Annotated in this window: 21 protein-coding genes; 7 read left to right on the top strand and 14 right to left on the bottom strand. The window is 39.2% G+C overall.

Features of this window, described 5'->3' with window-relative positions:
- Positions 1-8: 8 nt before the first annotated feature.
- The 5 genes from G509_RS0107510 to G509_RS0107530 all read right to left on the bottom strand — a co-directional run bounded on the left by G509_RS0107510 (position 9) and on the right by G509_RS0107530 (position 2,804).
- Complete coding sequence (locus G509_RS0107510) at positions 9-596, bottom strand: hypothetical protein (protein ID WP_026990952.1); 588 nt, start codon at positions 594-596, stop codon at positions 9-11.
- Between the two features lie 16 nt (positions 597-612).
- A complete protein-coding gene (locus G509_RS0107515) occupies positions 613-894 on the bottom strand; it encodes a DUF2089 domain-containing protein (RefSeq protein WP_026990953.1) in 282 nt (93 codons plus the stop codon).
- Between the two features lie 127 nt (positions 895-1,021).
- On the bottom strand, positions 1,022-1,294 hold the full coding sequence (locus G509_RS0107520) for a DUF2805 domain-containing protein (protein WP_026990954.1): 273 nt from the start codon (positions 1,292-1,294) through the stop codon (positions 1,022-1,024).
- Between the two features lie 229 nt (positions 1,295-1,523).
- A complete protein-coding gene (locus G509_RS0107525; RefSeq protein ID WP_026990955.1) occupies positions 1,524-1,877 on the bottom strand; it encodes a DoxX family protein in 354 nt (117 codons plus the stop codon).
- Positions 1,878-1,910: 33 nt separating this feature from the next.
- The gene (locus G509_RS0107530) at positions 1,911-2,804 is read right to left on the bottom strand and encodes an EamA family transporter (protein ID WP_316931114.1); all 894 of its coding nucleotides are present in this window, start codon (positions 2,802-2,804) and stop codon (positions 1,911-1,913) included.
- 211 nt (positions 2,805-3,015) lie between these two features.
- Here G509_RS0107530 and G509_RS0107535 point away from each other — a divergent pair, with 211 nt between their 5' ends.
- Positions 3,016-3,633, top strand: coding sequence for a murein L,D-transpeptidase catalytic domain-containing protein (locus G509_RS0107535; RefSeq protein ID WP_026990957.1), 618 nt, complete (start codon positions 3,016-3,018; stop codon positions 3,631-3,633).
- On the opposite strand, the gene G509_RS0107540 is transcribed toward G509_RS0107535, so the two are convergent.
- The 7 genes from G509_RS0107540 to htpG form a co-directional block, all read right to left on the bottom strand.
- Complete coding sequence (locus tag G509_RS0107540) at positions 3,630-4,046, bottom strand: DUF2721 domain-containing protein (RefSeq protein ID WP_026990958.1); 417 nt, start codon at positions 4,044-4,046, stop codon at positions 3,630-3,632. The two genes, G509_RS0107535 and G509_RS0107540, sit on opposite strands and share 4 nt — an antisense overlap.
- Before the next feature lie 11 nt (positions 4,047-4,057).
- Positions 4,058-4,840: a Fic family protein gene (locus G509_RS0107545; protein ID WP_026990959.1), complete on the bottom strand. Its 783-nt coding sequence runs from the start codon at positions 4,838-4,840 to the stop codon at positions 4,058-4,060.
- An 18-nt stretch (positions 4,841-4,858) separates the two neighbouring features.
- On the bottom strand, positions 4,859-5,257 hold the full coding sequence (locus tag G509_RS0107550; protein ID WP_026990960.1) for a type II toxin-antitoxin system VapC family toxin: 399 nt from the start codon (positions 5,255-5,257) through the stop codon (positions 4,859-4,861).
- Entirely contained in the window at positions 5,257-5,496 is a 240-nt protein-coding gene (locus tag G509_RS0107555; protein WP_026990961.1) for a hypothetical protein, read from the bottom strand. The genes G509_RS0107550 and G509_RS0107555 overlap by 1 nt, the downstream gene beginning before the upstream one ends.
- 135 nt (positions 5,497-5,631) lie before the next feature.
- The gene (locus tag G509_RS21650) at positions 5,632-5,952 is read right to left on the bottom strand and encodes a hypothetical protein (RefSeq protein ID WP_035738675.1); all 321 of its coding nucleotides are present in this window, start codon (positions 5,950-5,952) and stop codon (positions 5,632-5,634) included.
- A gap of 72 nt (positions 5,953-6,024) precedes the next feature.
- A complete protein-coding gene (locus tag G509_RS21655) occupies positions 6,025-7,032 on the bottom strand; it encodes a GTP pyrophosphokinase (protein ID WP_051200043.1) in 1,008 nt (335 codons plus the stop codon).
- A gap of 101 nt (positions 7,033-7,133) precedes the next feature.
- Positions 7,134-9,023, bottom strand: a complete 1,890-nt coding sequence (gene htpG / locus G509_RS0107570; RefSeq protein ID WP_026990962.1) for a molecular chaperone HtpG — start codon at positions 9,021-9,023, stop codon at positions 7,134-7,136.
- Between the two features lie 344 nt (positions 9,024-9,367).
- On the opposite strand from htpG, the gene G509_RS0107575 reads away from it, so the two are divergent.
- Together G509_RS0107575 and G509_RS0107580 are read left to right on the top strand one after the other, a co-directional pair.
- Complete coding sequence (locus G509_RS0107575; RefSeq protein WP_026990963.1) at positions 9,368-9,817, top strand: lipocalin family protein; 450 nt, start codon at positions 9,368-9,370, stop codon at positions 9,815-9,817.
- Positions 9,818-9,845: 28 nt separating this feature from the next.
- Complete coding sequence (locus G509_RS0107580; RefSeq protein ID WP_026990964.1) at positions 9,846-10,541, top strand: YiaD family glycine zipper/OmpA-like lipoprotein; 696 nt, start codon at positions 9,846-9,848, stop codon at positions 10,539-10,541.
- 120 nt (positions 10,542-10,661) lie between these two features.
- Here the strand turns inward: G509_RS0107580 and G509_RS0107585 are convergent, their stop codons facing one another.
- Positions 10,662-11,294, bottom strand: coding sequence for an outer membrane beta-barrel protein (locus G509_RS0107585; RefSeq protein WP_081663264.1), 633 nt, complete (start codon positions 11,292-11,294; stop codon positions 10,662-10,664).
- 462 nt (positions 11,295-11,756) lie between these two features.
- Here G509_RS0107585 and G509_RS0107590 point away from each other — a divergent pair, with 462 nt between their 5' ends.
- The 4 genes from G509_RS0107590 to G509_RS0107605 all read left to right on the top strand — a co-directional run bounded on the left by G509_RS0107590 (position 11,757) and on the right by G509_RS0107605 (position 16,667).
- A complete protein-coding gene (locus G509_RS0107590) occupies positions 11,757-12,716 on the top strand; it encodes an ABC transporter ATP-binding protein (protein WP_026990966.1) in 960 nt (319 codons plus the stop codon).
- A gap of 139 nt (positions 12,717-12,855) precedes the next feature.
- Positions 12,856-13,869: a 3-oxoacyl-ACP synthase III family protein gene (locus tag G509_RS0107595; protein ID WP_026990967.1), complete on the top strand. Its 1,014-nt coding sequence runs from the start codon at positions 12,856-12,858 to the stop codon at positions 13,867-13,869.
- 548 nt (positions 13,870-14,417) lie between these two features.
- Positions 14,418-14,924, top strand: coding sequence for a L,D-transpeptidase family protein (locus tag G509_RS0107600; RefSeq protein WP_242604873.1), 507 nt, complete (start codon positions 14,418-14,420; stop codon positions 14,922-14,924).
- A gap of 57 nt (positions 14,925-14,981) precedes the next feature.
- Positions 14,982-16,667 (top strand): DUF262 domain-containing protein, encoded by a 1,686-nt coding sequence (locus G509_RS0107605; protein WP_026990969.1) that lies wholly within the window; start codon positions 14,982-14,984, stop codon positions 16,665-16,667.
- Between the two features lie 151 nt (positions 16,668-16,818).
- On the opposite strand, the gene G509_RS0107610 is transcribed toward G509_RS0107605, so the two are convergent.
- Positions 16,819-19,233, bottom strand: coding sequence for a TonB-dependent receptor (locus G509_RS0107610; RefSeq protein ID WP_026990970.1), 2,415 nt, complete (start codon positions 19,231-19,233; stop codon positions 16,819-16,821).
- Positions 19,234-19,979: the final 746 nt, after the last annotated feature.

The raw sequence follows: 19,979 nt of genomic DNA on the forward strand, positions 1-19,979 counted from the left end.
GTTGATGATTAATAGTTTAAATAACCAATTAATAGTTTGGCAATTATTTCGGCAAGTAATACAGTAAAACCTAATGCTACCTTTTGTTTTGTTAGTTTAAGGTTGGTTGCGGTTTTAAACCCGTGGTACAATAGCGCAACAAACCATATAAGCGATCCAACGCCTAATATAAGTATTATTACTACGGCAACTAATGCCATAACGCTTGCGCCTATACTTATATTTGATGTATGCGAAGGGTCTAAGTTAGCAAGGCTGTCTAAAATACCACCTATGTTAATTAAAGAGGCAAGATAAATGGGTGCACGGGCAATAAGTGCAACATTTAAAATATCTATAGCCCTTGTTTTTTTATTGATAAAAAGCGCCAGTAGATAAAGCACTATAAAAAGAGTAACAGTATTAATGGCGTTATCTATAAAAGGTTGCCGTAGCGTTACGGTAGTTTTACCGGCAGTGTGCATATCTACCACGCCATCAAAACGTGCATCGAGGTAAAAGCCTAACAGGCAACCCAGGCCGCCTAATATAAGGCCAATAAGTAAAAGCTGTATTTCGGTAAGTTTTTCGTACGGATTGTAATAAATTGATTTCATTGGTTGGTGTGGTGGTTTAGTCTTTTGGGGTGTTGGCCTTTACTTTTTCTATAAGGTCGTCCAGTCGGTTGCGCACGGTGGGGTAGCTAATACCCATTATAGAGGCCATTTCTTTAAGGCTGCCGCTGGTTAAAAAAAACTGTAATATAAAAGCCTGGTCTTCTTCGGGCAGGCGCACTAAAGAGGGGAGTGTAAAGTTACCCGACACCTGTGTGCTGCACGATGGGCAGGTAAGCTGCGATACATTTAAGGTATTGCTACAGCTGGGGCAGGCAGTGGGTAGTTTTGGTTTTTGCATAACATGTGTTGTAATGTTAATGCAAATGTAAATAAAATTAATTTTAAGTTTAATAAAATTAATATAAAAATTCACTTTATTAAATTTTGGTAATAAAAAACTCTCCATAGGGGAGAGTTTTGGGTTTTTAGAATTTTTCTCTAAAATAATATTTTGAATCCAATTCGTCGTCTTCTATACTGCTCAAAGGTTTAGGCTTCGGTTTTTTGGCAGCCGTTTTTTTCTTCCAAAGCTCAAAATTATCAGGCGATAATCTCTTCTTCATAATCTCGGTCACTTCCTTTTCAGATAATCCAAACTGCGTTTTTATCTCTTCAAAAGGTTTTTTTTCTTCCTGGGCCAGCGTAGCAATACGGTCTAACGCTTCCCTGTTTAGTTCTGAGCGGCTACTCCTTTTCATCGCTTGAAAAATTAAATCAGATAATAAATTAGTAATTAATATTGTTTAATCAATATTACTAAAAAATTCGATTAAATGTAACTATGCAGTATTTTTTTACAGAATGATAAAATTAGCGCGTTTTGCTCTTTAAAGTTTAACGATTTTTTAAAGAATTGGCAGATGTAAAACAGATTAGTCAGTTAATTATGATGGATGCTTACTATTGCGTGCTTGTAAAAGGCATCGATCAGGTATATAGGTAGGCCCACAATATAAGCAGTATCTGTAAAGGTAGCCTAACAAGGCGAACCCATTTGGGTAACCCCATACCGGCCCGATCGTTAGTGTACATAAACACATTGGCAGGAAATACAGCCACCAAAAGCACTATAATTCCCCATGCAGCGTAAGTACTTACAGCGGGAATGCATAATGCAATGCCCAGTAAAAATTCGGCAAGGCCACTAAGAATGTTTAATGCTTTTGGATTTGGGAATGAGGGCGGAATCATCCGCGTATAAATTTTGGGCACCCTAAAATGGTTAAGGCCTGCCAATATATAAATTGCAGCCATTAGGTATAAGTGCCAGGGTAATGTCATGTGTATTTGGTGTATTTACCCAAAGTTACATAATTATTGTTTGCTGCGGGTATTAATATTCATAAGTACAACGGCGCTTAATATTAGGGCAATACCCAGCCATTGCAATGGGCTAACGGTTTCGTTTAAAATAAAATAAGCCATAGACACCGATACTGGCAACTCTAAAGACGACACAATACTGCCCAGCCCCAGTCCGGCTTTTGGGAAGCCTGCGTTGAGCAATAGCGGCGGTAAAATGGTGCCAAAAACAGCAAGGAAAATTCCCCAGCTAAAAAAAATCGAAAAATTAAACTGCCCCGGCCAGGTAATGGCAGTAAAGCAAAGCACTACGGTGGTACCACCCATAAGCATAAACAGGCTGCGCTGGGCAGTGGGCAAATGGGTAGCTATTTTGTTGCCGCTAAACATGGTGGCGGTAAACGATGCCGCGGCTAACAACCCCCAAACTAAACCCTGCCAGTTGGGCAAAGCATCTACGTTAGATAAGTTGGCTGCCAGTACCGTGCCGCTTAAAACAATGGCTACGGCAATAATTTTTTTGATTGACGGCACTGTTTTGGTAATTATCCACTCCAGAATAACGCCCATCCAAACCGTTTGCATTAGCAATACTATAGCTATTGAAACGGGTATGTAGGTAACCGACATATAGTAAAATACACTGGTAAATCCCATAGATGTACCCGCGATTATTAGCTGTACTTTATTTTTAAGGGTGGCTTTGGCTAAAGGTTTAGTACCGGTGCCTTTCCGGATGGCGAATACTATGGCCATGCCCAAAAGGCCTAACAAAATTTGAGAAAGGGTAACTTCGGCAGTGGTATAGCCTTCGGCGTAAGCCAGTTTTACAAAAGTAGCCAGCATACCAAAGCTGGTAGCGCCAAGGCCTACGTAAAGTACGCCTTTAAAAACATCGTTTTTCATAATAACAAGTACAGCCTGCAAAGTTAAGGCAATGGGTAAACCTGCTGTTATGGTTTGTAAAGCTTAACAGTTTTGGTGCAAAATCTAATTTAAAATATACTAATTGTATAGTAATAAAGTTATAAAAGTCATTTTGCGATGCTTATAATAAACGCCCAATACTAAATCAACTACTTTTATAGTTATAGGTAAAACCTTACCACCTAACTATATGATGCGCCTGACTATTATTGTATTGCTGCAACTGTTTAGTTGTAGCAATATTGCCACCGAGAGTACTCTTATTGCCGGAAAAACTTCTCCCGTAAAAAATTATACAACGCAGCATACACAGGCACTTGCCTTTTGCAAACAGCAAAATTTTAGCCAGGACTATTACTTTTTAGTCGACTTAAGTATGCACAGTGGCCGGAACCGTTTTTATGTATACGATTTTAAAAGTGGAAAAATAACCAATCAAAATCTGGTTACCCACGGCAGTTGCGATGCTTTTGACGATAACACTACCAAATGGGAAAAGGCCAAATGCAGCAACACGCTGGATAGCCACTGCTCATCTGCCGGAAAATATAAGGTGGGCAGACGCGATTACAGTTCGTGGGGCATTAAGGTAAAGTACTGGCTGGAAGGGTTGGAAGAAAGCAATAGCAATGCTCGTGACAGGGTTGTTGTATTGCATTCGTGGGAATCGGTGCACGATACCGAGGTTTACCCGCAATACAGTCCGTTAAGTTGGGGATGCCCTGCGGTATCGGATAATTTTATGCGAACGCTGGATGTTAAACTTCAGGCAACACCTAAACCTGTGTTGCTGTGGATTATTGATTAACCCTGTCTGGTGTGTTCTTTAGCCTCCTCGATCAGGTCGCTAAGGTGTACTCTAAGGGCACGTACCGAGATGCTGATTTCCCAAAACGAAACCGCCAACGAGGCAAGCAGCAACAGCAGGCTAAGCCCAAACACATAAGCACCCCAGGTTTGAAAACCTGTAAACAGCAGCGCCATAGCAAACACCGAAAAGAATAAACTAAGCACCCCATACATTTGCATGTGTCGTATTAGCGTAAGCCTCAGGTTTAGGTTACTTATTTCTAACAATATGCTCTTGGTCTTGTTTTGCTCGTAGCTTACTTTTAACCCCCGCACTATAGCCGCTATGGTTAAAAACCTATTAGTATAAGCCAGCAATATTAACGATGTGGCAGAGAATAGCAGGGCAGGGGTTTCTATGGGGAGGGTCATTAGTGTTGAGGTTAGGTTGCGATTGCCTGTGGTAACATTTGTAAAAACGGTAAAGCCTTATTATAATCAAGGTCAGGATATTCCAGCCCTAATTTACGAATGTTGTTGTAATAAACCTGATGCTGATTGTAATAGTATTTCTCTGATTGTATAAACCATGCTTTGGCCCCGAGCTTTTGTGCGATGAACCACTTTTCTAAGAGGCGCGCGGTACGGCCATTGCCATCTTCGAATGGATGGATCTTTACAAAAACCAAATGCAACAGTGCTGCATAAAATAGTACTTCAGCAAAAGATAATTCGGTGTCGAGCAAAATTTCCGTATCGCTGTATAGCTTTTGCATTTCAGTCGCTGCGATATCCGGGGTAGCGGCAACATACTCTATTTTGCCGTCATCGGTAATAACAAACATATTGCCTTTGCGGAGTTTGCCCTGCTGGCTTGTATGCAATATGTTTTTAGTGAGCAGTGCATGCGCCTTTAAAATAGTTGCAGGAGTTAGCTTGTTGACTGCTGCAAATTGGTAAGCGCCATACAGGTCGTCTATCTTTTGAGTATAATCGGGTTGGTAATGCGCACCCAGGCGTTTGTGTTTAATAAACGAGTCCAGTTCTATATCTTCCCCTTCAATCTTAGAAGAGAATACTGCTGATACCGATGTATAAAAACTAAAGGTACTTGTGGTAAGCTCGCTTTCCTGCAACGCTTCAAAATTTTCTTTTATAGATGAATCGAAGCTGTCTTTATAGGCTTGTAGTAGAGTGGTGGGGATTATTTGAAATGTTACTGGCATTGAGAAAAGTAAGGTTTTTTATCGGGTAATCCAATTTTCAATTATTATACCTTCTATTCTTTTAAACTCGCTAATATTTTCAGTTACCATTATTAAATTAGAAGAAATAGCAGTTGTGCCAATTAGTAAGTCGAAGTCGCTAATCATTTTTCCTATCTTTCTAAGTCTTGATTTTTCTTTGCCATATAAGTAAATGCAATCTATAATTGGCACGATCGTAATATGGCTGGCAAATGATTCTATGAGTTGAAGATTTTTCTGAACGTTAGAACTATGTTCAGCACCATAAATTAATTCGGCTAATGTAATTTCTGATATGGTAAAATTGAAAATGCCAACTTCATTGAATTTAGTTTCAAGATTGTATTTTCCCCTAAAAAAGTGTACACAGATATTAGTGTCTAAAAGATATTTCATTAAAAATTTTCGATGTCGCGATTATTAACCCTCGATTCTTTTATATCTCTTATTATCTCATCAGAATCTCTACTATCTTCCCAAGCACCAAATAATGAAGCTATGCTATTTATTTCTTTTGGTTCTTCAATAGATTCTGTCAACCCCATAATTATTTTTTTCTTCGAAGTAAGATCAAGATTACTTAGAAGATCTATATATCTCTTTAAAGACGAATTGTTTAGGGTTATATTTGCCATTTTTAAAATCTTTAAACCAAAGGTAATAAAATTAGGCGAAATATCTTGTCTATGTAAAAGTGTCAATAACTAAAACCTTCAGCTTTCACCTCAGGTCTGTTATTTAATATCTATTATCCAAATGTATTATCAAAGCTATGCCTCTTTTTCAGCATAATCCAGCAACTGTAATGCGAGGTCAATATCTGTGATGGATTTGTTTAGGTTCATTTTTTTTATAGCATTCAGGAAATAAGAAAAATCAAACAGTTTATAAAACTCGGCTCCGTTATAATCGTAGGGCGATTTACCGCCCGTTATATCGGTTTTAAAAAATTCGAGTTTGCTATTTAGTCCAAATGGCTTTGACATGTAAATTTCAAGAGATTCCGCATCGCTATTAAGTCTTTGTGTGTTACAAAAAGCTTCGTAGCTTCCGCCTTCATTAAAGTGATTTATTAAATCGGTTAATGTCATTAGTTTAAGTATCAGGTAATATAAATAAGTTTTACTGAAATAGAGTTTGTAAAGATCAACTTTTTAGATTTCTTAAAAGTCGAATGGTTCATCCTCCTCTGGAAATATAAGGTTAGGGTTTTTAATGTCTAGCATGGTTCTAACAAGTCCTTCATGGCTAAAAAACACACCCTCATTTCTGATTCTGATTCTATCATTAATAGAGAAATTTGAATTTGGTTTAGAAGCACTTTCAACCATTTTAATGTCTTCATCCAGAGCTTTTTCCAAATTTTCATTTATTAATAATTGTAATTCTTCCAGTGTGTTAATTTCAGATTCATTCAAATCCTTAAGCAAACCCGCATAGTCTTCGTTTTCGTCTTTATTTTGTATTGGTAATGCCTTATCTAGCGTGGCTGAAAGTATATCAACATTTAGAGTTAATTTTTTGGTTTCGATATTACTTAAGTTTATTTCATGTTTGTAATCGCTCCTTTCTATTAGTAATCTATCAAATTCTAAATCTACTATTTCTAATAAAGCCGATGCTCGGCCAATTGAACGAAGAAGTTCTTTAGGCACACTTTCTTCTTGCTTATATTGAAAAGTATTTGAAACTTCAGCCCACATATGTTGGCTAAGAGTTCTTATTTGAATTTCAAACTTTATATTATCTAGCTCTTTATAGGAAGGTACACTTGTCCATTCCTGAGGTATTCTTCCAATAATATGAATTGATGAATAACCAAATTGATTGTTTTGTAGCTTATCGATTGTATTATGAATTTTTACTTCATTAAATGTTTTGCTAAGTAGTTTTGAAACTTTTTCGACATCTGTCTTAAAAAGTAAAATTACTCTTAGACCAATTAGATCTTGTAATTCCTTAATTGACTTCTTTATGTTAAAGCGTCCGCTATTAACCTTGTCAAAAATTGATTCCCACTTTTTAACCCTTGTTTGAATAGGAAAACCAAGCGAAATACCTTCGTCTAAAAATAACTTTTCAATCTCATTTTTCACTACTTCACAGGTTCTGATACTGATTGGCAATAGCTCTTCATGTTCTTTTTGAAAGGCATCGAATTTATCATTCATAATTGAGGGGTATAAGAGCACCAATGTACAAATTATCTTAAACAAAAAAACCTGCAGCTTTCGCTGCAGGTCTATTATTTAACATCTATTATCCGGATGTCTTATTTTATAAGCTCAAAGCTACGCTTAACAAAAGCGGTAAGCTCTTCGCCTTTAAGCAGGTTCTGGCTAAGTTTAGCAAGGTCTAAAGCCTGTTTAATTGCGGCTTCGCGCTGTGCATCATCAGTATTGGCAAGAATGGCACCGGCAAATTCGCTATTAGTGTTAACCACAAGGTTATACATATCCGGGAAGTTGTTCATACCAAACATACCGCCACCACCGCTGGTCTGGCTCATTTCTTTCATACGGCGCATAAACTCCGGCTGCGTAATCATAAACGGCGCACTGTTGCTGTCCATCGCCTCAAGCTGAACGGTATAACCTGTAGCAGGCACAACCGCCTCAATAGCTGTTTTAAGCTTGTCTTTTTCTTCGTCAGACAGTTTAGAAATAGCTTCCTCATCTTTATTGATCAGCTTGTTTACGTTGTCTGAATCGACACGTACAAACGTAAGCTTATCATTATCGCTTTCCAGTTTCTGGATAAGGTGCGATACAATTGGCGAATCTAAAAGCACTACCTCGTAGCCTTTATCTTTAGCGGCAGAAATATAACCGTGCTGTGCCTCTTTGTTAGATGCATAGAGCACAACTAACCTGCCATCTTTATCGGTCTGGTTAGGGGCAAGGGCTTCTTTAAGTTCTTCAAGGGTGTAGTACTTATCGTCTACCGTTGGGTATAGTACAAATGCACCTGCTTTTTCGTAGAATTTAGGTTCGCTAAGCATACCGTATTCTAACACGATTTTAATATCGTTCCATTTTTGCTCAAAATCCTCACGGTTTTCGCTGAACAAAGATTTAAGTTTATCGGCTACCTTACGGGTAATGTAGTTGGATATTTTTTTAACGGCGCCATCGGCCTGTAGGTACGAACGCGACACGTTTAGCGGAATATCCGGACTGTCGATTACACCACGAAGCATGGTTAAAAATTCGGGTACAATTCCTTCTACATTGTCAGTTACATATACCTGGTTTTGATACAGTTGTATCTTGTCTTTCTGGATTTGAAGCTCAGACGACATTTTAGGGAAATATAAAATACCTGTTAAGTTAAAAGGATAGTCTACATTAAGGTGAATGTTAAACAATGGCTCGTCGTACTGCGTTGGGTACAGTTCATGGTAAAAATCGCTGTAATCAGCTTCAGTCAGGTCAGCCGGTTGCTTGGTCCATGCCGGGTTAGGGTTGTTGATAATGGTGTCAACTTCCACTTCTTCGGGCTGGTAGTCTGTTGGAGCATCCTCCGGAACAGGCAGGTTCTCAGTATGGGTACCAAATTTAATTGGCACCGGCATAAACTTGTTGTATTTTTTAAGCAGGTCCCTGATTTTACCTTCTTCTAAAAACTCTAAAGAATCTTCGGCAATATGAAGGATAATCTCTGTACCGCGTGTAGTTTTATCGGCCGGCTCTAACGTAAACTCAGGGCTGCCATCGCAAACCCAGTGTACAGCAGGTTCGTCTTTGTATGATTTGGTTACAATCTCAACTTTTTCGGCCACCATAAAGGCAGAATAAAAACCAAGGCCAAAGTGGCCAATAATACCGCTGTCTTTAGCCGAGTCTTTGTATTTCTCTAAAAACTCTTCTGCACCACTAAAAGCTACCTGGTTAATGTATTTTTCTACCTCGTCGGCAGTCATACCAAGACCCTGGTCTGTAATGTAAATTTTCTTGTCGTCTTTATCTATCCTAACCTCAATTATGGGGTTGCCATACTCAACGGCAGTTTCGCCAATGTTGGTAAGGTGTTTTAGCTTTAGGGTAGCATCGGTAGCGTTACTTACCAGCTCGCGCAAAAAGATTTCGTGATCGCTGTATAAAAATTTCTTGATTAAGGGAAAGATGTTTTCTACCGAAACATTAATTTTTCCTGTTGTCATAGTGAATAGGTTTTTTGTTTGTACAACAGCACAGTCAAATAAGATACCAATTTTTGATTGGTGACAAATTGGCATTTTTATAGGCCCTTTGGCTGTTTTGTTGCAACCGACTGTTAAAAAAAAAGATTTTAAGAAAAGATTAATACGCCAGTGTGCTGAAAACTAAAATGCAGCATACTTCTTTAAAATCAATTAATTTGGAAGTATTTATGTTGTAAGAATTTATGTTTTATTAGAGTATTTCCTGTTAAAAAAACGGCACAGCTATTGTAAAGTAGCCTGTAATTGCTGTAACTTTATACTGTAAAACACATGCAATTAAAATGTAAACCTATTTAACTATTATGAAAAAATTATTGTCTTTATGCATGCTGGTGGCGTTGTTTGCTTCATGCGGGTCGTTGGACCAAAAATCTCAGGTGGGCCTTAAAGGTAACTGGACTATTAGCAGCGTTACATATCCGGGGTCTGAATACATTAAAGTAACCTCTTTTGATGTAGCCGACTCTAAATGTTTTGAAGGCAGCTCTTGGAACTTTATCTCTAATAATAATAAAGGTACCATGACACTTACAAAAGCAGACTGCCCGGCTTTTACCAGCCCTATAGTTTGGACAATTACTAAAGAAGGCGCTTTTAACTTTAAAATTACCGAAGGCGAAAAAGCCAAAAGGGTAACACAGGGCTACACACTACAGATAAGGAATCAGACTGAGAGTTCTTTCCAATTGGTAGATAATGTAACCGTAGGTGGTAAAACGGTAGAGGTAACGTACCAGTTTAGCAAAATTTAATCAATAAACACACAATAAATACAACAACATGAAAACAACAAAAATCTATTTACTGGCCCTTGCTTTTGTAGCCTCTGTGGGCTTTACATCGTGCGAGGCAGTTAAAAATACAAACAATACCCAAAGAGGTGTTGGTATAGGTGCTGCATCCGGTGCTGTAATTGGCGGTGTGTTAGGTAACAACATTGGTAAAGGTGGTAACACTGCTCTTGGCGCTATTATTGGCGGTGTAGTTGGTGGTACCGTTGGTGGTGTTATTGGTAACAGGATGGATAAACAAGCCCAGAAAATTGATGAGGCACTACCGGGTGCTGAAGTAGAAAGGGTAGGAGAAGGTATTAAAATTACCCTTGGCGAAAACTCTGTAAACTTCGACCTTAATAAAGCTACACTAACATCTACAGCTAAGGCAAACCTTGATAAGCTTGTGCCGGTATTTAATGAGTACCCGGATACTAACATCCAGATATTTGGTTACACAGATAGCAGCGGTAGCGATGAGTACAACCTTAACCTTTCTGAACAAAGGGCAGCATCTGTAAGGAGTTACTTAGGTGGTAAAGGTATTAGCACATCTCGTATTGTAGCTAAAGGTATGGGCGAAGTAGACCCGATTGCCGACAATACTACTAAAGAAGGTATGGCTAAAAACAGGCGTGTAGAGTTTGCTATTACTGCAAACGAGAAAATGGTACAGGATGCCCAAAAAGAAGTTAAACAATAGTAAGACAGCTTATTATTGCCATAATAGAAACGCCCCATGCAGTTAGCATGGGGCGTTTTATGTAGTAGGTGTGTTTAGTAATTTAAATAGAAGGCGTATTCCTTAAATTCCCGTGGGGAATTACCTCCAGTCGTTATCAGACCTGTTACGGCCAAGATAAAGTGTTAAGCCAATAGATGCGTTAAACTGTCCGCCAACAAATGCTTTAGGGCCGTATGGCGTACGAAATTCTCCGCTGTAGTTAAAGTGCTGGCTAAAGTGCACTGTGTAAGCCGCATCTACATGCAGGGCTAAATTTTCAGCAAGCCAAAATTGTGGTGTTAAACCTAAAATAAGGTCTCCCATAGCATCAGTGTCTCTCTGACTTGGGCGAATGGTTGGGCTGTTAGATTTAAACATACCAACTCCTAAACCACCATGGGCTAATACGTTAAAATAACCATTGGTAGCATCGGGTAAAGAAATGTAACGGCCTAAGTTGTATATTGCATGCGCAGTAAGGCGGTTGTACTTTACGCCTTCGTCGGCATCATTATAAAACTCATCGTGTCCAAAGTCGCCTTTTACACCCCAGTATTCGTTAAACATATACCTTCCGCCAATGTTAAAATGGGCGTTATCCGTCAATCCGGGCTTGCCGGAGATACCAATTCCATACCCTGCCTCGACAGAATATTGTCCAAAACTTCGTTGAGAATACATTGATACTGAGCACAGTAGAGCAACGATTAGTAAAGTAAAACTTGTTTTCATAGGAGATTTTTAAGGAATTGTAAAAATATTAATATTTCTTTAACATATTACAAAAATTATAACAATATGTAATATATTTGTAATACTCTCATATTCAGTGTTTTATGTGTAAAATTGGCGAGTAATTTCCTGCATATTTTACGTAAGTAGAAAAAATTCTGTTAAAATGTTAATGTTAAATATGTCAGATAAAGTAAAAATTATCTATTTCGTAGATAATTTAATACTATTGGCTTGTTTCTCATAATGTTAAAATTTTAAAATTTAAAACCATGCCGTGTTTTTAAACGTAAATAGATGAGAGGATTAGTTGCTATGAGAATGATTAATTCTTCGTGGAATGTGTTTTTATTGGTTAGGTTTTATAAGGGTGCTTAAATTTTATTTGGGCACCCTTATTATATTAACAAACAATTGGTCTTAAATCGATATTTTTGCAGTGCAATACAACCCATTAAGATAATGCTGGCAATAAAAAACATTTCATTCGGCTATACCGATACTACTATACTCCATCAAATAAGCTTTACCGTAAAGACCGGACAAAATATTGCCGTTATTGGCGAGAGCGGCTGCGGCAAGAGTACCCTGCTTAAAGTTATTTACGGGCTGTACGACCTTAACGAAGGCGAGATAAGCTATAAGGGCGAGGTAGTTACCGGCCCCAAGCACAACCTTATACCGGGTATGCCGTACATGAAATACCTTGCGCAGGATTTCGATTTGATGCCCTATACTACTGTGGCCGAAAACGTTGGCAGTTTCCTGTCTAACATTTACCCTGAAGAAAAACAGCGCCGTATTATGGAACTGCTGGAAGTGGTTGAAATGCAGGCTTTTGCCGATATCAAAACCAAATTTTTAAGTGGCGGGCAGCAGCAACGTGTGGCCCTGGCAAAGGTATTGGCCTTAGAACCAGAGGTTTTACTACTGGACGAACCTTTTAGCCACATCGATAACTTTAGAAAAAACGCTCTTAGGCGTAACCTGTTTGCCTACCTTAAGCAGCAAAAGGTTACTGTTATTGTGGCCACGCATGATAGTACCGATGCCTTATCCTTTGCAGATGAGACCATTGTGGTTAAAGCCGGACGCATGGTTGATAAGGCGCCATCTAAAGAAATTTACTATAACCCTAAAGATAAATACACGGCATCGTTGTTTGGCGAGGTTAACGAGATAAAACTGGAGCTGCTTACCCTTACCCAAAAGCCTGATGAGACGGTACTTATCTATCCGCACCAACTAAAGGTTGCCGAAGGCGGCCCGCTACGTGTTGTGGTTAAGCAGTGCTACTTTAAAGGCAGCAGGTACCTGGTCAAATCGGCGCTAAATAAGCAGGTGGTGTTTTTTGAGCACTATAAAGAGCTGTTACCCAACCAGGAAGTTACCCTTGCGGTAGATCGCAATGCGTTTGGGTAATCCTCAAAATAATCCCAATTTAAAATTTGGTACAATTTTGGCTGTAATTCTATCAAAATTTAAAAATAGATAATCTTTAACGTATTTATTTTAAGGATTGTGTATTTTTACAATGTGTTTCTACTAAAACAATCAATTTATGTACAATTCAAAAATATCAGGCCTGGGATATTATGTTCCTGAAAACGTGGTTACTAACGACGACCTGTCTAAAATAATGGAAACCAACGACGAGTGGATCCAGGAGCGTACCGGTATTAAAGAGCGCAGGCATGTTATTAAGGGCGATGGCGATACCACCACCACTATGGGGGTTAAGGCCGCCCAAGTAGCCATAGAGCGCGCCGGCATTGATAAGGATGATATAGACTTTATAGTGTTTGCTACCCTTAGCCCTGATTATTACTTTCCGGGGCCGGGCGTTTTAGTGCAGCGCGACCTTGGTTTAACGCGTACCATTGGTGCGTTAGATGTTAGAAATCAGTGTTCTGGCTTTATATATGCGCTCTCTGTGGCCGACCAGTTTATTAAGACAGGTATGTACAAAAACATCCTGATTATAGGGTCTGAGCTACACAGCACAGGCCTGGACATGACCACCCGTGGCCGTGGCGTATCGGTAATTTTTGGCGATGGCGCCGGTGCTGCCGTGCTAACCCGCGAGGAAGATAACACCAAGGGCATACTCTCTACCCACCTGCACAGCGAAGGTCAACATGCTGAAGAACTGAGTCTTATAGCGCCGGGCATGGGCAAGCGTTGGGTAACTGATATTATTGCCGATGCCGACCCGAACGATGAGAGCTACTACCCATACATGAATGGCCAGTTTGTATTCAAGAATGCGGTGGTACGTTTTAGCGAGGTTATTATGGAAGGCCTTGCTAAGAACAACCTGCAAGTGTCTGATATCGATATGCTTATACCGCACCAGGCTAATTTAAGGATCTCGCAGTTTATTCAGCAGAAGTTTAAACTGACTGACGATCAGGTGTATAACAATATTATGAAGTATGGCAACACTACGGCGGCTTCTATACCAATTGCGTTGACCGAGGCGTGGGAGCAGGGCAAGATTAAAACAGGTGATACTGTGGTACTTGCAGCGTTTGGCAGCGGCTTTACCTGGGGTAGCGCTATTATTAAATGGTAGATTCTTCAGGTTTCGAGTTTAAAGTTTAGGGTTCAGGGTTTTTACCCAGCCGTAAAAATATAGGGTCCCTCGCAGTTATGCGGGGGATTTTTTTTGGCACATTCAAAGCCTATTTCGCAATCCTAAAAAACGTAATTTTAACATTGATATTTCACTTTTGGACTTCGAGATTGGGAAAGAATTTCAGATTTTAGAATTGAGATTTCAGATTCAAAAATGGCGACCTGAAATTTAAATTTTAACATTGATATTTCACTTTTGGACTTCGAGATTGAGGAACGGATCTCAGATTTCAGAATTGAGATTTCAGATTCAAAAAATTACGACCTGAAATTGAGATTTTAGAATTCAGATCGGGGCCTGAAAATCGGAATTCGGATTTTAGTTAAAAAATCAGATTTTAGAATTGAAACCTGAAATTTAACCTGCTATTTTTTGCCTTGTAGTACTGAAGCAATCCTTGCAGTACTGCGCCTGTAAATGTTTTGTAATTTTGTACCGTTATAATTGCTCCATCTTTTTAAGGTTTGCTATTAATGAAAAAACGTATGCTCTGGATACTGCTCCTTTTACCGGCTGCCCTTGCGGCTTATTATTTTTATCCGTCTGCACCCTTACCACAGGGGAGCGTGGTAGACAGGCTCGTGGTGCAAAAATCGAAACGTAAAATGGAAGCCTACGCCAACGGCCGGCTTTTAAAAACCTACACCATAGCCCTGGGCAAAAATCCCGAAGGGCACAAACAATTTGAGGGCGACAACCGTACGCCCGAAGGTAGCTATACCATTAACGCCCGTAACCCAAACAGCGGCTACCATAAAAATCTTGGCGTATCCTACCCCAACGAGTCCGACCTTGCCCATGCCCAAAAGCTCGGCAGGCCTGCGGGTGGCGAAATCAAAATTCACGGCCTGCGAAATGGCAGTGCGGGTTACATTAACAAATTCCACCATTTTAAAGACTGGACCGCCGGTTGCATTGCCGTTACCAACCAGGAAATCGACGAGCTTTATGTTGCGGTTAAATTGGATGCGATTATAGAGATTCTGCCATAAAATGTTTTTTATATCATATAATTTTGTAATATTATTGAATAATTAACATTATTTGGTATGAATAAAAATGAAAATTTGTTAAACGCAAATACAATTTCCTTTAGTGATATAATATCTAGCGATAATATTTATACAGTTCCTTTATTTCAAAGAGATTATTCTTGGAGGGAAGAGAATTTGGATGATTTATGGCTGGACATCGAAAATGCACGTGCAGATAGTACTAGGCATTATATGGGATCTATCGTACTAATAAAAAAAGAGAAAAAAAACTTAGAAATAATAGATGGTCAGCAAAGATTAACGACTCTAAGTATCTTAGCTTTAAGCTGTATTAAAGTCATTAGTGAATTAATTGATTCGGATGTTGACAAAGATGACAATATTGATAGGAAAGATATTTTAATGCGAAAGTTTATCGGGTATAAATCAGCTAGGTCGCTGATGTTTTCACCAAAATTAAGACTGAATAAATTAAATGATCCTATCTATTCTTCATATTTGATTCAATTTAGCAAGGTTCCAAATATCAATAGAGAAGCATCTTCAAATAAGTTATTGGTTGAAGCATTTGAATACTTTTATGATAAGATAAAAAAGGAAATTTTTGTAAATAGTGATATTAATGAAATAATTGACTTTTTAGAATTTGTTGGTGATAATTTACAATTTATACAAATTACTGTTGTTGATGAATTAAACGCATATTTAGTGTTTGAGACATTGAATGACCGTGGAATTCCATTGACGGTAACAGATTTATTCAAAAATTATTTGTTTTCCAGAGTTTCATCTGATGATCACGATCACATTAAAAACAAATGGGATAATATTTTAAAATTTATTAATTATAAAGATTTTTCAAATTTTTTGAGATATTTTTGGATATCTCGTAATAAGCTTATAACAGAAAAGGACTTATTTAAAGCTATTAAAAGGTCAATTACTAATCAGCAGGAAGTCTTCCAAATTATAACTAATTTAGAAATTCATGCAGAAGTTTTTAATGCATTATCAGATCCTAATGATGAGCTATGGAAGGGTGAAAATGATATAATTAAATATCTTTCTGAATTACAATTATTTGGTATCAAACAACCGTTTCCATTATTATTAGCTGCTTATGAGAAGTTTGATTTGCAAACTTTCGCAAGGGTTGTAAAAATATGTTCAGTTATTTCATTTAGATATTCTGTGATTTCGGGATTGAAAACAAACGTATTAGAGCAAACGTATAGTCGAGCTGCTAATAATATTTCGAAGGGGATAAGTAAGTCTGCTAAAGACGTATTTAAGGATGTGAGTAATTTGTACGTAACTGATGAAGTATTTACAAATCAGTTTACATTAAAGTCTATAAAAACATCAAAAAATCGTTTAGTCAGATATATTATTTATGCTTTGGAAAATAAAGAAGCCAACACTGAAAAAAGTTACGATAAAGATAGTGGAACTATTGAACATATATTGCCAGAAAACCCCTCTATTGAGTGGAACAATTCATTTTTAAAAGATACCCAACTTGAATTTATCTATAGAATAGGTAACTATACCCTGTTGGAAAAAAAAATAAATAAAGAGTGTGAAAATAAAGTTATAGAGGAGAAAGTCGATTTATATAAAACTTCAACTTTTCAACTTTCAAATAAATTTGATTACGAAGAGTGGACTCCAGCTAAGTTAAAACATAGACAATCGCAACTTGCAAAATTAGCTAAACAAATCTGGAGATTGGAGTATTGAAAGGTTAGGTGTTTAAAGCCTAATTTATCTTATTTGCGTTCTTTAAAAAAAAGCAGGCCCCGGAAACAAACGCTCCGGGGCCGTGCCTACCTAAACCCAAAAATATGAATGCATTTTTACTAATGCCTGATTAAGAAAAGAGTGGGGAATGTTAGAACATACCGCCGCCGCCCTGCTTGGTATTGTCTTCGCGCTGTTTGCGCTGCATAGCCCTGTTTTTACCGGCACCAAACATATAGTTCATGCCAAAGTAAACCGTGCGGCTCTCCCACCTAAAGTCGCCCGTTTGCGGGAAAGGATTGTTAGCGTCGAACCTGTAGCGCATGGTTTTAAACATATCGTTAAACCTAACGCTCAGGCTCATTTTATTGTCTAAAAGGCTGTAGCGTGCGCCACTGTCTACCTTATACATTTCTTTGCTGTTGTTTTGTACACCGTCTACACCGCTTCGGTAAAAACCGAAAAGTAAAAAGCTCAGGCGGCTGTTAACCCTAAAGTTACTGTTAAGCCTTGCATTAAAGGCGGCAACATCTACACTTTTAATAGTAGGTTCGTAGTCGTCTACAGTGCCCGGTACCAGAACCGATACGCTACCTTTTTGAGATATCTGGCTAAAATCAATCGCCGGCTGCACATCCCACCATTTGGCAATTTTATAGTTGGCCGATAGTTCAAAGCCAAAAGCAGTATTGTTGCTAAAGTTGGCAAAGCTCATAATCTGGTCGTCCGGGTTCTCTGTGTTTTCGTCCGGGTACAGTATCCTGCTAATTTCATTATCAATAAGTCGGTAAAACACACCCCCCGTAATAGACGATCCTTTACCAAACATCCTGGTGTAGTTAACCTCTACGCTGTTGGTAAACTGCGGCTCCAGGTACTGGTTACCTAAAGACGTTACCAACGGAGTACTGAACTCCCTAATAGGTTTGGTTTGCTCCAGGCTTGGCCTGTCTACACGGCGACTGTAGCTAAATTGCAGCGTGTTTTTATCGTTAACGCTATAGGTTACGTAAGCCGACGGGTACAATGTAAAATACTTGTTCTGGAAGGTAATCTGGCCTTTGTTAAAGTTGGCGTCCGATTTATAGTGCTCAAAACGGGCACCCAGCTGGTAGCTGAATTTACCCAGCTTTTGGCCAAAAGTGGCATACGCCGAATAAATATCTATATCATAGCTGTACATCGAGTTTTGCAGCGCCGGGTTGGTAATAGTGCTGTTGGTAGTCCTGTAGGTATTATCGCTACGGATAAGTCGCGACTCGGCGCCCAGCTCTAAAGTAGATTTGTCGTTAAGCGGGTTAACATAATCCAGGTTAAGGGTGGTGTTGCTACGCTTATCTAAAATATTGTCGTTATAAACGTTAATAGAGTCGCCCACGGTAGTATTAAAATCGGCAAGCTGGGTTTGCTTATAGTCGTTGTAATTACCTTCAAAATCAAGATTGTGGCCCTCTTTTTCAAACTTGTGCTTGTAAGCAATATCGTAAGTATTGTTGCGGTTATCGGTATCGTAAGTAGAAAGCTGAGTAACAGCCTGGCGGTCTACACCTGCCGGATACGTAATATAAGTGTCTACATTGCCCTTGCCGTTAGTGTAGTTAAGGTTGGTGTAGGCCGATAGGGTATTGTTATCGTTTATGTAATAATCCATGCCCAGCTTACCAAGGTACGACTCGTTATCGTTAACAATAGCAAGGTTCTGGTCAGAGTTAATGCTGTCTAATCTAACTACGTGGCCGGTATTAAAATATTTGCCAAAGTTGCTGCCGCCGTTACCAAAAAAGTTAACCTTTCCGGTGCGGTAGTTCATATCCAGCGAGTTGTTATATTTTGGAGTTTCGCCAAAAGTAATGCCGGAGTTGAAGCTGCCGTTAAAACCATCGTTAGCGTTTTTGTTAAGTATTATGTTTATAATACCGCTCATACCCTCGGGGTTGTACTTGGCGCTTGGGTTGGTAATCAGCTCAATTTTCTTGATCGATGTACTGGGTATCTGCTTAAGCAATTGCGCCGGGTCTATACTTGTTGGCCTGCCGTCTATCAGCACCCTAACGTTAGAGTTTCCGCGTAGTGATATCTTGCCGTCCTGGTCTACGTTAACCGATGGTATGTTGTTCATAATTTCGCTCGCAGTTCCGCCCGCAGTAGTAAGGTCGCGGCCTACTGTAATAACCTTGCGGTCCAGCTTTTGCTCAATGGTAGAGGTTTCCTTTACAATATTAACCTCGTCCAGCGTAGTGGCTTCTTCGGTAATAATTATGTTTCCTAAAGACAGGTCTTTTTTACTGTCCGATAAGTTAGCCGCAACCACAACAGTCTTGTAGCCCATAAACTGAATTTCGACACTGTAGTTTTTAAGGGCAAGTTTGTTAACGTTAAAGGCACCATTATCGTCGGTAATGCCGCCGGTAATAACCGCGCCGTTTTCTTTAACCACAATATTTACGTAGGGCAGTGGCTGGTTGGTGGATTTATCGGTGACCTTACCGGAAATGCTACCCTGGGTTTGGGCAGTAACAGACAGTATGCTCCCAAAAAGGAGCACAAATAGCAATTTAAGTTTCATTGTTCGTTAATTATATCCTGCCTTTTGGTGGTTGGCCTAAAGGCAGGATGATTGATTGATGATACCCATAAGACCATTATTGATAAAAAATGTTACAAATTTTTTTGAAAAAATTTTTATTTAGAATGATTATAGCAGTTATTTTTTTGAAAGGGAGAAAGTTAGGAGATAGTAAAATTTTTTGAAAGTTTAGCAAGGAGCCATAAAGAAGCCGCAAAGAGAAAGAACAATCATAGTCGTGCAGTCCTCTCCCTAACCCTCTCCAAAGGAGAGGGGACAGCTACACTCAAATGTTATTAGCAGTATGCTGTACTGTACCCGTTCCTGGCTCCCCTCTCTTTCGGAGAGGGGTTGGGGGTGAGGTTAATACGGGTTTATTTCGCGCCCAGTCCTCTCCCTAACCCTCTCCAAGGGAGAGGGAACAGCTACACTTAAACGTGATTAGCAGTATGCCGCACTGTACCCGTTCATGCTCATCTCTCGGAGACGGGTTGGGGGTGAGGGCAACCGCGTTACGATAAAGTAATTATGTTAAGACTAAGATACCCGTTCCAGGCTCCCCTCTCCTTCGGAGAGGGGTTGGGGGTGAGGTTAATACTGATTTTATTTCGCGCCCAGTCCTCTCCCTAACCCTCTCCCCAAGGAGAGGGGACAGCTACACTCAAACGTGATTAACGGTATGCCGCACCGTACCCGTTCTTGGCTCCCCTCTCCTTCGGAGAGGGGTTGGGGGAGAGGACAACCGC

Source organism: Flavobacterium subsaxonicum WB 4.1-42 = DSM 21790, assembly GCF_000422725.1.
Lineage (GTDB): Bacteria > Bacteroidota > Bacteroidia > Flavobacteriales > Flavobacteriaceae > Flavobacterium > Flavobacterium subsaxonicum.